This is a genomic window from Rhodococcus sp. A14, assembly GCF_011603105.1.
Lineage (GTDB): Bacteria > Actinomycetota > Actinomycetes > Mycobacteriales > Mycobacteriaceae > Rhodococcus_F > Rhodococcus_F opacus.
This window is the reverse complement of record NZ_JAAOQS010000058.1, coordinates 26,078-40,375: the sequence shown is the minus strand read 5'-3', so window position 1 is coordinate 40,375 and position 14,298 is coordinate 26,078. Positions and strand designations below refer to the sequence as shown.

Below are 14,298 nucleotides of genomic sequence, written 5' to 3'. Positions count from 1 at the left end.
CCCTGATCTCACCCTTCGCCCTGCGATTCCACGACCCACGCCGCGATCTGCGCGCGTGAATTGAATCCCAGCTTCGTCAGGAGATGTTCCACGTGCCCCTGTGCGGTGCGGGGCGAGATCACCAGCCGAGCGGCGATCTCCTTGTTGGTCAGCCCCTCGGCGATGAGGGTGGCAACCTCACGCTCCCGCTTCGTCGGTGCAGGCGACGGACCGGCGGACGTCGGAGAGGGCGAAATCTGCTCGCCCAGCGCGTAGGCGACGGCTGCGTCGAAACCGAGCGCCGTGCCCCTTCTGCGGGCCGCGGTGAAGGCCTGCTCACTCATCGCCTCTCGGGTCCGGCGTTCGCACTCGTCCTGGTACACGCTCAGGCCGGGCACCAACACCGTCGAACTGCCCACCGACCGGGTGAACTCGTCTGCGGCGCCCAGCAATACGACCGCGCGTTCCATGTCCTGTTCCTCGGCGGCTATCCATGCGAGTGCCTGCAGACACACACTGGCATTGAGTCGATCGTTCACCCGACGCTCGACCTGAAGCGCCTGCCCGAGGAGCTGGACCGCTCGTGCTCTCTCCCCGAGCCGCCACACCGCGACGGCCAGCGCCCACAGCGAATACGACCGATACACCGATTCGCCCTGCGCCTCGGTGATCGCGAGGACGCGCTCATGACATTCGATGGCTCGCTCCGTGTCGTTCACGAGGTCGTGCGTCATGCCGAGACCCACGACTGCAGCCACCTCGTAAAGGTCGTTGCGTGCAGTGAACCCTCGGACGGCCTTCTCGAGATGTACGCGGGCGTCGGGAAGGCGCCCCGCGAACAGTGCCGCGTATCCGAACGCGTGGTCGGCGTGCGCACGCACCAGCGGGTCGGTTGTCTGAGCGGCGACCGCCTGCGCTTCCTTCGCGAGCGCGTCCGACACGGGAATGTCGCCCTGCACTCCGGCCAGCACACTGGCGGCGTAGAGCGCCTTGACCCGATCGCCGGTAGGCTCGGCCGGTTGTCGAGCCAGGAGGCGACCGAGCCATCGCCGACCCTCGCTGAGCAATCCCCTGGAAAGCCAGAACGGGTACAGTGCGGCAGCGATCCGCAGTCCCGTTGCGGGACTGTCGGACACGCAGAAATCCAGCGCCTCGCGGATATTCGGTTGTTCCCGACCCAGTCTGGAGATCAACGCGAGCTGCCGGGAACTGATCCATTCGGTTTCCGCCTCGACCGCCAGCCACTCACACCAGTCGCGGTGCCGACGGCGAAGCGCGATGTAGTCGCCGCTCTCCCGCGCCTTTTCCCGCCCGTAGGCGCGGACGGTCTCGAGCATTCGGAACCGCACCGCGGAACCCGACTCTTCTCTCGTCAGGATCGACTTGTCGACGAGGAACGTCACGGTGTCGAGGAGGTCGTCTACGTCGTCACCATCGCAGACCTGTTCCGCGGCCTCGAGTTCGAAACTGCCCGCGAACACCGAGAGCTGCGCCCACATCCGTTGTTCCGCAGGAGTGCACAGGTCATAGCTCCAGTCGATGCACATCCGCAACGTCTGCTGCCGCGAGGGCGCGTCCCTGCTGCCGCGAGTGAGCAGCAGGTAGCGGTCGGTGAGGCGCTGCAGGATCTGGTCGGGCGTCATCGCGCGAAGCCGGGCCGCCGCCAGTTCGATCGGTAGCGGCAGCCCGTCCAGCCGCTGACAGATTCGGGCGATGGTGACCTTGTTCTCCTCGGTCAGCTCGAATCCCGGGGCTACGGCGGCGCCGCGTTCCGCGAAGAGAGTGACCGCATCGTTGCGGGGCAGTCCTTTCGGCAGGTGGTCGGGATCAGGGACGGGCAGCGGGGGAATCAGAAGCGCTGTTTCCCCGCCGATTCCGAGCGGTTCGCGACTCGTCGCGAGAATTCGCAGCCGAGGGCACACGCGGAGCAGGATCTCGGCAAGTTTCGCGGCCGCGGCCACCACCTGCTCGCAGTTGTCCAGCACGAGCAACACTTCACGCCGGGTAAGGAACTCGACGAGCACCTCGTGTGAAGGTCGGGCAGACTGGTCGCGCAACCCCAGTGCGGCCGCCACGACCCCCGAAAACAGCGAATCATCCAGCAACTCAGCCAGTTCCACCAGCGTCACACCGTCGGAGAAGTTTCGTTGTGCCTTGGCGGCTGCGCGTAGAGCAAGCCGGGTCTTTCCCACCCCGCCGATTCCGGTCAACGTCACCAGCCGCGACGTCGACAACAAGTTCGTCGCCTGGGCCAGTTCCGTGCGGCGGTCGACGAAACTGGTCAGCTCCAGCGGAAGTCCACCCGTTCGGCCCGAATCCGCCGGTGACCACGACGGCCGGACTGACGCTCCGCCCTGCACCGCGGCCGGTTCGGTGTGCATTGCCATCTCGTCGACCGGGAAGCCGTGATGCAGTTGGGACTCGCGCAGTTGCCGACCCAGTTCCACAGCGGAGGGGCGAGCGCCGGCCTCGGAGGACATGGCACGTTCGATGACAGCGCTGACCCCCTCGGAAATGCCGTGTTCGCGCGGGTTCGGAACCGGCTCGGACGTGATCCTCAGGAACTGTGCCACCAATTGCTCACCGCTTCGCCGTTCGAACGCCGCATGACCGGTGAAAGCAGCGAACAGGGTGGCGCCGAGGCCGTACACATCGGCGGCCGGACTCGGGGACTCACCGGCGACCACCTCGGGGGCGGTGAACGCCGGCGAACCCGTCACGACGCCGGCCGTGGTTTCGAACCCACCGGCGATGTGAGCGATGCCGAAATCCGTCAGCGCAGGCTCGCCGTAGTCGGTGATCAGGATGTTCCCGGGCTTGACGTCGCGGTGCAGGATCCCGAGGCGGTGCGCGGCCGCCAGCGCGCCGGCCATCTTCACCCCGAGTCGCAACGCTTCGTCCAGCGGGAGCGGTCCGTGACGCCGGATCCGCTCGTCGAGCGACCCCTCAGCGTGGTACGGCATCACGATGAAGGGCCGGCCGTTGCCGGTGACATCGGCGTGGAGAACATTGACGATATTGGGGTGACCGGTCAGCCGGCCGGCCGCACGCTGCTCACGCAGGAACCGTGCCCGGTTCTCCTCGTCGAGGTCTGCGGTGAGGACCTTGACCGCCACGGTGCGGTCGAGCGCAGCCTGCGTGCACCGGTACACGACGCCGAAACCGCCGCGGCCGATCTCCTGGGCATCCTCGAATCCGGCCGCCGCCAACTCCGCCGTGACCGAACCGGACACCGCGCGTTGCGTCGCGAACGGATCGACGTCCGTCATCGACTACATCGATTCATCCCGCTCGAGGCACTGCCGACGAATGCCACACTGCTCACCTCTCGACGATGTACCCCAGGATATCGCCGCGCCGCACCGCTGCGAAGTCGACGAGAATGGTGAACACGGGGTTGGCTGGACAGCCGAAGGCGAACCGGGTGGCTCGGAATGAGCCACCCGGTTCGCTCTCACCTCGTGCGCTGGCGCACACGTCACGGTCGTTATCGAAGCGACCGCAAGCCCGCGCGGACCTCGTTTACCAAATGCTGGGGCTGCTCCCAGGCGGCGAAGTGCCCGCCCTTGTCGAGCTTGTTGAAGTGGATGAGGTTGGGGTAGGCCTTCTCTGCCCAACTGCGCGGTGCCTGATAGAGCTCGTCGGGAAAGACACTCACGGCAACCGGGATGGAGACGCTACCGGCGGCGAAGAACGGGGCCTTGTTCTCCCAGTAGAGACGAGCCGCTGACAACGCCGTGTTCGTCAGCCAGAACAGGGTGATGTTGTCGAGTACATCGTCTCGCGTCAGGCCTTCGGGCTGTCCCGCGAAGACCCGCGAGATCAGCGCCAAACTCGCCGGGTCGTGGTCGATCATGAAGGCGGCCAGACCGACGGGCGAATCCGCCAATCCGATCAGTGTCTCCGGCCGCGATCCCATCTCCACGGCGTAGCCGATGTGCTGATAGAAGAATGCCAGCTGGTCGCACGCAGCCTGTTCGTCGTCGGACAGATCGGCGGGCACGGGATGCCCGGTGAGGAGCGCCTGGTCGATCTCGGGTGGAACCACCTTGGCCATGTTGGTGTGGATGCCGAGCAGTTCCGGCGGTGCCTGCACCGCCATCGCCTCTGTCACGATTGCACCCCAGTCCCCGCCTTGTGCCACGTACCGGTTGTACCCGAGGCGCTTCATCAGCTCCACCCAGGCACGTGCGATGCGGTCGGGGCCCCAGCCGGTCGTCGTGGGCTTGCCCGAGAAGCCGTAGCCGGGCATCGACGGAATCACCAGATGGAAAGCATCCGACGCGTCACCACCATGGGCGGTGGGATTGGTCAGGGGGTCGATGATCTTCAGCTGCTCGACGATCGAACCGGGCCACCCATGTGTGACGATGAGCGGCAACGCATCCTCGTGCTTCGAGCGGACGTGAATGAAATGGATGTCCAACCCGTCGATCTCAGTGATGTACTGCGGCAGAGCATTCAGCTTCGCCTCAACCTTGCGCCAGTCGTATTCCGAGGCCCAGTACTGCGCCAGTGCCTTGCTCGTCGCGAGCGGTGTGCCCTGCGAATGATCTGCGACGGTTTCCGTTTCGGGCCACCGGGTGGTCTCGATGCGCGCACGCAGTGCCTCGAGTTCGGAGTCGGGGAACTGGACTGTGAACGGCCGGATGGTGACGTCGGTTGTGAAAGACATGTACGTTTCCTTGCTGTGTTGGTTGTTGGTCGAGAAGGGTTTTCGTTGGATTGGCGCCTCTGACGGGCCGGGGAGCGATGACGTTGGTTCGGCCCTCAGGGGAGCGTTCGACGGTGCGACCGTCTACCTCAGGGTGCTGCTTTCCCAGCCGTCGAGGATCTCGTTGCCGATGGTGATTTCGGCGCGGCGGTCCTGCCTCTGGTCGCGTTGACGGTCGTGCCGGCGCTGCTGCATGGTGTTGTCGTGATCGCGGGGGATGTCGTGGCTGGCGACGGCGGAAAGGGGGATGGGCGCCGGTGTGCTGGTGGATGCGGCCGCGACGCCGGCGGGGATGATGGCGAGTGCGGCGGCGGCGACTGCGACGGTGGCGAACCGCTTCCAGGAGGTGCTGGTGGTGTGTGCCTTGGTGTGGTGTTGGTGTGTGCTGTTCATGCCGATAAGACTCGCAATTGCGCGGCGAGTGGGACGGCGAAGATCTACGTGCTTCACTACCCGCATTTCCTACGCAGGTACCCGCGGGGACCAGCGAAGCCCTTGCTGAGTTCAGCCCGGGTCCGCACCCAACGCAGCGGGGGCACTGCCCGAACTACGGATTTCGGGACTCGATGCTCTCCTCGCGGGCGATCCAGGCGGCAAGCTGCGCGCGGGATCGGTGTCCGGTCTTCGTGAGGATGCGATCTACATGTCCTTCGGCGGTACGGGGCGAGATAACCAACCTTTCCGCGATCTCCTTGTTCGTCAGTCCCTCGGCCACCAGCTTTCCCACTTCTTTCTCACGAGGTGTGAGTTTCACCTTCGCTGCAGGAGTGGCCGCCGCTGCGGGCTGGGACGTGCGCTTTTGCAGCGCGAATTCGATCGACGCGAGGTGTTCGAGGCGTTCACCGGCCCGGAATTCTTTCTCGAACGCAGAGTCACCCAGCAGCTGGCGGGTGCGTTGTTCGTAACGAGTCCGTGTGCGGATCAGCGTGTCGTTTCCGAAAAGTGGCGAGCTTCCCATCTCGCCGCACAGGGTGCGCCCGATACCGAGCAGGCGGGCGGATCGGACGGGGTTTGCTTCCTCGATCGCGATCCACGCCAGAATTTCGGTGCATGTACTCACACCCAACCAGTCACTCAGTGACTGCTTCAGTTCGAGCGATTCTTTCAACGAGTCCGAAGCTTGCGGGTACTTGCGCTGGGTCCACAGGGCAAGTCCGCGGGCCCACAGCGCCCATGACGTCGAGAAGTGCTCCCTCAGCGACTTACCTGAGGCGATGGTTTCGTCCGCCCAGGCAAGGGATTGTTCCAGGTTCCCGGACAGGCAGTGCACTAACGCGAGCTGAGCGCCGCCCAGCAGTGTCAGGGAATTGACCTCCCCTGACTCTGCGTGAAGTGCCATGCCGGCAGTGAGGTTCTCCAGTGCGACGTCGAGATTTCCGTTTCCGAGCATCTCCGCCGCGCCCCGGAACTGAACTGCAAACGCCTGGGCGGTTCGATCACCGATCGCTTCCGCGACGGCGCTGCATTCCAGCAAATACTGCTTGGAGGTCGGGTTGTCGCCCTGAACCATGGCGTTCCACGCGATCACCCAGAGCGCTTTCGCCCTCTCGCTGCTCGGATCCTGGTCGGTCTCCAAGGCTCGGGTCAGCCAGTACCGCCCGTCGCGCAGCAGGCCACTCGCGTTCCAGAAGAACCACAGTGCACCCGCCATCCGGAGACCGGTTCGCGCCTCGCCGGGGGTGGACAGGCAGTACTCCAGCGCCGCCCGCAGATTCGCCCGCTCGTGCCGGAGACGACGGTTCCATACCAGCTGACCTGACCCCAGTGACTGGCTCTCGCTGAGTTCGGCCAAATGCAGGAAATAGTCTCGATGATTCCTGCGCCACGTGTCCGCGTCGCGTTGCTCGGCAAGTTTCTCGGCCGCGTAGTCCTTGATGCTTTCCAACAGTTTGTATCGGACTGTGGATCCGGATTGAACGGTGGAAATGACCGATTTTTCGACAAGACTGGAAATCAGGTCAAACGCGTCCGAAACGATGTTCGGATCGGTGCACACGCTCTCGACCGCATCGAAATCGAATCCGCCCGCGAAGACGGACAGCCGCGCCCACAGGACTTGTTCCTCCGGCGAGCACAGATTGAAGCTCCAATCGATGGCGCCACGCAGCGTTTGATGCCGCACCGGTCCGCCGCGGTTTCCTCGCGTCAGAATTTCGAAGAGTGCGCCCTCGCGCGACAGGACGCGGTCGAGGGGTAGGGACCTGATCCGGACCGCTGCGAGTTCGATAGCCAAAGGGATGCCGTCCAGCCGCTGGCACAGGCGGGCAACCTCCAGGCGGCTCTCATCGTCGAGGGTGTATCCGGGGACGACGGCTGCAGCGCGTTGCTCGAAAAGATCGACCGCCTCGGAATGAAAGCTCTTGGCGTTCTGTCCGTCGGCGAGTTGAGCTTCCTCGGGGACCGGCATGGGGGGTACCTCGAACACGGCCTCACCCAGCACACCGAGAGGCTCCCGACTGGTTGCCAGGATCTCCACACGGTCCGACCGCCGAACAATGTCGGCCGCGACGCTTCCGCTCGCCTCGATCAAGTGCTCGCAGTTGTCCAAGACGATCAGTGCATGTCTTCCACCGAGGAATTCGAACAGGTAGTGACTACCGTCCGCAGTCATTCCGTCTCGGATGTCGAGCGCCTCGGTAATCGCGCTGACGACAAGTTCTGGAGTGGAGATCGCGGCGAGATCCACAAACCAGACGCCGTCGGTGTAGGTTCTGCGCACTTCCGAGGCGACGCGGCATGCCAGCCGGGTTTTCCCCACCCCACCAAATCCGGTGAGGGTCACTATCCGAGAATCCGACAGACGCGCCTTGACGGCGGCTACTTCATTGCGGCGTCCGACGAAACTTGTCACTTCGCGAAAGAAGTCGTGTGCATGGGAGACGAGTTGGTGAGGCGGCGGCACCCTCACGTTCTCCTGTGGCTGCACGGCTCCCGCTTCGGCGTGCAGTGCCATCTCGTCGACGGGAAACCCATGGAGACGTTGGGATGCTCGGAGTTGCTGACCAAGTTCCGTAGCGGAGGGGCGGTCCTCCGGGGTGCCGGTCATGGCACGTTCGATGATCGCGCTGACGTCCTCGGGAACACCGTGCTTCCGTGGGTCCGGACCAGGCTCGGCGGCGATCCTCAGGAATTGGGCCACCACCTGCTCCCCGCTGCGGCGTTCAAAGGCGGCGTGACCGGTCATCGCAGCGAACAACGTGGCACCGAGGCCGTACACGTCGGCGGCAGCACTCGGGGGTTGGCCGGTCACCACCTCGGGGGCGGTGAACGCCGGCGAACCCGTCACGACGCCGGCGGTGGTTTCGAATCCGCCGGCGATACGGGCGATGCCGAAATCTGACAGCGCTGGCTCGCCGTAATCGCTGAGCAGGATGTTCCCGGGCTTGACGTCGCGGTGAAGGATCCCGAGGCGGTGGGCAGTCTCGAGGGCGCCGGCCATTTTCACCCCGAGTCGCAGGGCTTCATCCAGTGGGAGTGGGCCGTGGCGGCGGATCCGCGCGTCGAGGGAGTCCTGGGCGTGGTACGGCATGACGATATACGGCCGACCGTTGTCGGTGACGCCGACGTGGAGGACATTGACGACATTGGGGTGTCCGGTCAGCCGGCCCGCCGCGCGCTGCTCGCGGACGAATCGTTCCCGGTTCTGCTCGTCGAGGTCTGCGGTGAGGACCTTGATTGCCACCGTGCGGTCGAGCGCCGCCTGGGTGCAGCGGTAGACGACGCCGAAACCGCCGCGGCCGATCTCGTGTGCGTCCTCGAATCCGGCGGCTGCCAGATCGGCCGTGACCGAACCCGACGCGTCGCGTTGCGTCGCGAAGGGATCGATGTCAGTCATCGACTGGATCGATTCTTCCGGTCCGAGCCACTGTCGAAGAAGTGCACCACCGCTGGCCTCTCGAGGAGATACCCAAGGATATCGCCGACGGCCCCCATCCGATGCCCGACCTACGACCCACGTAGGCAGAGTGTTTTCTGGTTGCGCCCCTGGACGATGATGTTACGCACAACCAAACACCCGCCCAGTCGTTCCCGGCGCCGTGCGCTCTCGGGCGCGTCCGGCGGGATCGCCCGGGTGACGGATGATCTTCGCAGGTCAGACTGCCGCGGGCAGCGTCGTCACGCGGGCGAAACTTTTCCTGCCCGAAGCGAGTAGCCCCGCACGTCGGCGGGTACCCCGCATCCACGCTGCCCCGGGATCGACGGCCCCGAGTGGCAGCCAGGTCCCCTGACCGGTCCCCCTCGGCCGGGAGACCGTCCGCCGCTCGTGTCCGGGGACGCCCCCCTCTTCCTCGGACACGAGCGGCTCGTCGTGCGCCTGCACGTGCGGTTAGTCGCGAGGTCTCCGGCGCCGTTCTCGGCCCGCGAAGCCGCAGAATACTGTAATCGTTCACACGACCCGCCGAAGCCGAAACGCGGTTGTCATTTTCTGCGCACCTTGCACATCGAATCGGCTCTCGCATAGTCACTTTGACGTTGACGACACATCAAAGGAAGGCGAGGATCATGCGACAACCGGGCTGCGGTGCCCCGCGTCGTGACCCGACAACGGTCATGACTCGGCCGTCCTCACCCGCACACTTCCGAGGTACTCGCCGCAAGTAGTTCGATACAAGGAGTCGCACGTGGGCGCTGCGCAGATCGTGTTCTTAGTCGGCCTTGCTTCTCTGATCGTGGCCATGGCACTACGCAAGAACGTCATGATCCCCGCGGTACTCGCGACATTTGCCACGGCACTTGCGTACAGCGGCAGCGTCCCGAATGCCATCATGTCGGTGTTCCGGGCCACCATCACTTCCGGCACCGCGCTGTTCGAGATCTTCATCGTCATCGCGGCGGTGACCTCGATGCTCGCGGCGATGCGAGCGATCGGTTCCGATGAGGTGATGGTCCGCCCCGTCAGTCGGTGGATGGTCAATGGTCGCGTCGCGTACATCGTGCTGTTCGTCTTCACCTATTTTCTCTCGCTGTTCTTCTGGCCGACCCCGGCACTGGCCCTGATCGGTGCGGTCCTGCTTCCCGCCGCGATCAAGGTGGGTCTGCCACCGCTCGGAGCTGCGGTGGTTCTCGCGATCTCCGGCCAGGGGATGTCGATCGCCTCCGACTACGTGATCGGTCTTGCGCCGTCGATTTCCGCGAGCGGCGCGGGCGTTCCCGCCGACGACATCGCCGATCGTGCCCTGGTGATCTCATTGATCGTCGGTATCACTGCGGCGGTGCTCGCCTACTTTCTGACCGTCCGCCGCAGGATGCGTACGGACGGGGTTCCGGGCACCGACCCGATCGGTGGAACCGGGCATCCCCCCGGCGGTGTCGGTGGCACACCCGCCGGCCCGGCTGCCGGTTTCGCGCCGAGCCCGGAAGTCGCGGTCTCACCCACCGCCACGGACGTGCTCGACGAGGAACTGCCCGGGTTCGAGGACGACGGAACGAGAATCACCGATCGCCCGACTCTGACCCGTGCGTGGGCGATCGGCGTGCCTGCCGCGTTCGTCGCCGTCCTGGTCTACATGTTGGTCGGTCGTTTCACCGATCTCGTCCCCTGGGAGGACGGCGCGGGCGCGTCTCTGGTGGGAGGCACGGCAATCATCCTGACGGCCCTCGTGACCGTCACCTCACGACGCTCCGATGCGCTCGAATTCTGCGCCACCCACTTCATCGATGGTCTGTCGTACGCATTCAAGGCGATGGGCATCATCCTTCCCGTCGCAGGTTTCGTGTACATCGGAATTCCCGACTATTCGGGCGCCATTCTCGGACTCGACGACGACACCACCGGTCCGGCCTTCCTCTTCGACACCGTCGAACGGGTGCAGCCGTACATCCCCGACAACGGCGTCTTCGTCGCGCTCAGCATGCTCTTCATCGGTATGGCGGTCGGTCTCGACGGTTCGGGGTGGGCGGGCTTACCCCTCACCGGCGGATTGGCTGCCGCGCTGGCACCGCAGTCCGGAATGGACACCGCGACCTTGGCTGCCATCGCCCAGAACGGCGCCACATGGACGGGCGGGGGAACTCTCGTGATCTGGTCGTCGCTGGTGGTGGTCGCCGGATTCTGCCGGATACCGGTTGCCGAACTGGTCCGCCATCTCGTCGTCCCGGTGATGGCCGGACTGCTGCTGGCTACCGGAGCCGCCGTCGTCATCTGGTAGCGGCTCAACGCCGAACAAGATTTCCGCACAACCCTGACAGGGAAGGACACCACGAAATGAGCTCGGTCCCGTTCCGCTACGACCCCGCCCGGTGCGCACTGATCGTCATCGACATGCAGAACGATTTCTGCTCTCCCGACGGGTCGCTGGCACAGAAGGGCTTCGACGTGACCGCCCCGGTGGCGATGGCACCGCGCCTGGACCACCTCGTCGCGTCCGCGCGCACGGCCGGGGTCCGGGTGATCTTCGTACGTACCCTGCACGACGAAACCACCGATACACCCCAGTGGCTCGGCCGCATCGGCGAGGGGCCGGACGCGGCACGCACCGGAATTACCTGCCGCACAGGAACACCCGGGGCAGGCTATTACGCCGTCGCTCCGCAGGACGGCGACGTGGTGATCACGAAGAACCGGTTCAGCGCCTTCGTCGGCACCAACCTCGATCTCACCCTGCGTTCCCTCGGCATCGATTCCCTGCTCTTCACGGGGGTCGCCACCGAGGTGTGTGTCGAGTCGAGTCTGCGTAGCGCGCTGTTTCACGAATACTGGGTTTCGCTCGTCGAAGACTGCGCCGCCACCTACAGCCGAACAGCCCACGACGCTTCGGTGTCCGTCGTCGCACAGAACTTCGGCACCGTGATCACGGCCGAGAAGCTCGAGACGTTTTGGACTGCAGGATTGTGAAAGGCTTCAGCCGGCGACGGGTGCGGCAAGCGAGGTCGGCCAGCGATCAGCTGTGACTGTGCAGTGGTGTACCCGCGAGAGCGAGGTGTGCCTCGCCGAGCGCTTCGGCCTGGGTGGGGTGCGCGTGCACGAGGGCGGCGACTTCGCCGGGGTAGGCGCCCCAGTTGACGATCAGTTGGGCCTCGCCGATGAGTTCGCCCACGCGCTCGCCGACCATGTGGATCCCGACGACCGGTCCCTCCGTGGCTCCGGCGCGCACCAGTTTGACGCCGCCGCTGGTTCCGAGGATCTGACTCTTGCCGTTGCCGGCGAGGTCGTAGACGACGGTGGCGACGTCGCCGTGCCGCTCGCGGGCCTGGTCTTCGGTGAGCCCGACCGACGCGACCTCCGGGTTGGAGTACGTCACCCGGGGGATGCCGCTGTCCTCGATCGATGTCGGGCTCAGACCGGCGATCGTTTCCGCGACGAAGATGCCCTGCTGGAATCCGCGATGCGCGAGTTGGGGTCCGGCGACGATGTCGCCGACCGCGTACACGTCCGGCTGCGAGGCGCACAGAGAGTCGTCGACCGTGACGAAACCGCGGGAGTCGAGTACGACGCCGTTCTCGGTGAGCCCGATGTCGGTGGTCCGGGGTCCGCGGCCGACCGCGACGAGCAGCAGGTCCGCCTCGATCGTGTCGCCCGACTCCACCGTGACGCTGACCGTGCTCTCGTCCTGGACCGCCTTCGCGAATCGGGTGCCGGTCATGATCGTGATGCCGCGTTTGCGGAGGGCCCGGGTGAGTTGCTTCGACGACCACTCGTCCTCGGCGGCGACGAGCCGCGGCAGCGCTTCGACGATCGTGACGGCCGCGCCCAACGAAGCCCAGATACTGGCGAACTCGACCCCGATGACACCGCCGCCGAGTACGACGACGCGCTTCGGAAGCTCGGGAAACGTCAGCGCTTCGTCGCTCGTGAGGATGCGGCCACCGATCTCGAGTCCGGGCAGGCTCCGGACCTGCGAGCCGGTCGCGAGCACCAGCGACGTGCCGGTGATCGTGCGATCGCCGACGTGGACGGTGCAGCCCCCGCCGTAGCGGCCGGTGCCGTGCACCACCTCGATCTTGTGGCTGCGGACCAACCCCTGCAGGCCCTTGTACAGACGTTCGACCGTCGCGTTCTTGTAGGCATGGACACCATCGAGGTCGATCCCGTCCAGCGTCGCACCGATACCGAGGGCCGACGCGTGATTGACGGTGTCGGCGACCTCGGCGGCGTGCACGAGCGCCTTGGTGGGGATGCACCCTCGGTGCAGGCAGGTGCCACCGACCTTGTCCTCTTCGATCAGGGTGACGGTCTTGCCCAGTTGCGCGGCGCGGAAGGCGCAGGCGTACCCGCCGGATCCACCGCCGAGAATCAGGACGTCCGGTTGGTCGGACATGGGAAAACTCCCTCGGTCGGGCACGTCACGGACGTGCCGGAAGGTTGGAAGGAACAGGGGCTCAGCTCAGTGCGATCAACGTCAACGGGTCCGACAGGATCTGACCGATGGCCGCGAGGAATCTCGATCCCTGCTCGCCGTCGACCAGTCGATGGTCGAACGACAGGCTCAGTGTGGTGACCGAGCGCAACGCGATCTCGCCCTGGTATTCCCACGGCTGCCTGCGGATCGCGCCGAAGCACAGGATCGCCGCCTCGCCGGGGTTGAGGATGGGCGCGCCCGCGTCGACACCGAAGACGCCGACATTGGTGATCGTGATCGTGCCGTCGGCCAGATCGGCGGGCCCGGTCTTGCCCTCCTTCGCCGTGGTCGTCAGATCCGACAGGGCGATCGCGAGGTCGCGCAGACCAAGGGTGTGGGCGTTCTTGATGTTCGGCACCATCAGCCCGCGCGGGGTGGCGGCCGCGATGCCGAGGTTCACGGAGCGTTTGAGGACGATCTCCTGAGTGTCCTCGTCCCAGAACGAATTCAGGGTCGGGTTGGTGCGCAGCGCCACGAGCAATGCCTTGGCCACCAACGTCAGTGGTGTCAGGCGCACGTCGGTGAAGTGCTTCGTTTCGCGCAGCTGAGCCAGGAGGTCGATCGTCGGGGTGACGTCTACCGTGACGAACTCGGTGACGTGCGGGGCGGTGAATGCGCTGCGGACCATCGCTGCGGCGGTGTGCTTGCGGACGCCCTTGATCGGGATGCGTTCCTCGTCGGCGTCCGGCGGGACCGTCGCCGCGGACGTCGTCACCGGGGCGGCGGTGCGGTGGCGCTCGAGGTCGTCCCTGGTGACTTCACCGTGCACCCCGGTTGCGTCCACTTCGGTGAGGTCGACACCGTGTTGCTTCGCGGCGAACCGCACCGGGGGAGAGGCCAGCGGACGCGACGTGCCCGGCGCCGCGGTGACGTCGACTCGGGTTCCCGCCGCCGGACGCCGCTGCCGACGCCGGCTCGAGGAGTCTTCGGCCACGCCGTAGCCGACCAGGACCGGGGTCCGCTCGGCCGGGGCCGCGGGAGCGGTCGGCTCGGGGGCGTCCACCGGGTCCTCGCCGGCGACCGCGACGTCGATGAACGGGCTGCCGACGTCGACGGTCGTCCCCTCCTCGGCGTGCAACGCGACCACCGTTCCGGCGTAGGGCGAGGGCAACTCCACGGACGCCTTCGCCGTCTCGACCTCGGCGATGATCTGGTTGAGCGTCACGGTGTCGCCGACCTTCACCAACCAGGTCAGCAGTTCGGCGTCGGTGAGGCCCTCGCCGAGGTCGGGCAGCAGGAATGTCTTGACAGTGGGCATGGCGAACT

8 protein-coding genes are annotated in these 14,298 nt (G+C 65.8%); 2 read left to right on the top strand and 6 right to left on the bottom strand.

Translation table 11 applies throughout. From position 1 onward, the window contains the following. Window positions 1–8: 8 nt before the first annotated feature. From G9373_RS26505 to G9373_RS26490, 4 genes are all read right to left on the bottom strand, one after another. On the bottom strand, window positions 9–3,248 hold the full coding sequence (locus G9373_RS26505; protein ID WP_167117526.1) for a protein kinase: 3,240 nt from the start codon (window positions 3,246–3,248) through the stop codon (window positions 9–11). A 218-nt stretch (window positions 3,249–3,466) separates the two neighbouring features. Further along, window positions 3,467–4,654: an epoxide hydrolase gene (locus tag G9373_RS26500; protein ID WP_005257753.1), complete on the bottom strand. Its 1,188-nt coding sequence runs from the start codon at window positions 4,652–4,654 to the stop codon at window positions 3,467–3,469. 123 nt (window positions 4,655–4,777) lie between these two features. After that, entirely contained in the window at window positions 4,778–5,086 is a 309-nt protein-coding gene (locus tag G9373_RS26495) for a hypothetical protein (protein WP_167117522.1), read from the bottom strand. A gap of 154 nt (window positions 5,087–5,240) precedes the next feature. Beyond that, entirely contained in the window at window positions 5,241–8,528 is a 3,288-nt protein-coding gene (locus G9373_RS26490; RefSeq protein WP_167117518.1) for a protein kinase, read from the bottom strand. 787 nt (window positions 8,529–9,315) lie between these two features. On the opposite strand from G9373_RS26490, the gene G9373_RS26485 reads away from it, so the two are divergent. Both G9373_RS26485 and G9373_RS26480 read left to right on the top strand, forming a co-directional pair. Continuing rightward, window positions 9,316–10,842, top strand: coding sequence for a permease (locus G9373_RS26485; protein WP_167117515.1), 1,527 nt, complete (start codon window positions 9,316–9,318; stop codon window positions 10,840–10,842). 56 nt (window positions 10,843–10,898) lie between these two features. Beyond that, a complete protein-coding gene (locus tag G9373_RS26480) occupies window positions 10,899–11,528 on the top strand; it encodes a cysteine hydrolase (protein WP_005257768.1) in 630 nt (209 codons plus the stop codon). A gap of 46 nt (window positions 11,529–11,574) precedes the next feature. Here the strand turns inward: G9373_RS26480 and lpdA are convergent, their stop codons facing one another. Together lpdA and G9373_RS26470 are read right to left on the bottom strand one after the other, a co-directional pair. Then, window positions 11,575–12,951 (bottom strand): dihydrolipoyl dehydrogenase, encoded by a 1,377-nt coding sequence (gene lpdA / locus G9373_RS26475; RefSeq protein WP_167117512.1) that lies wholly within the window; start codon window positions 12,949–12,951, stop codon window positions 11,575–11,577. Between the two features lie 61 nt (window positions 12,952–13,012). Beyond that, complete coding sequence (locus tag G9373_RS26470) at window positions 13,013–14,290, bottom strand: dihydrolipoamide acetyltransferase family protein (RefSeq protein ID WP_167117509.1); 1,278 nt, start codon at window positions 14,288–14,290, stop codon at window positions 13,013–13,015. Window positions 14,291–14,298 lie beyond the last annotated feature (8 nt).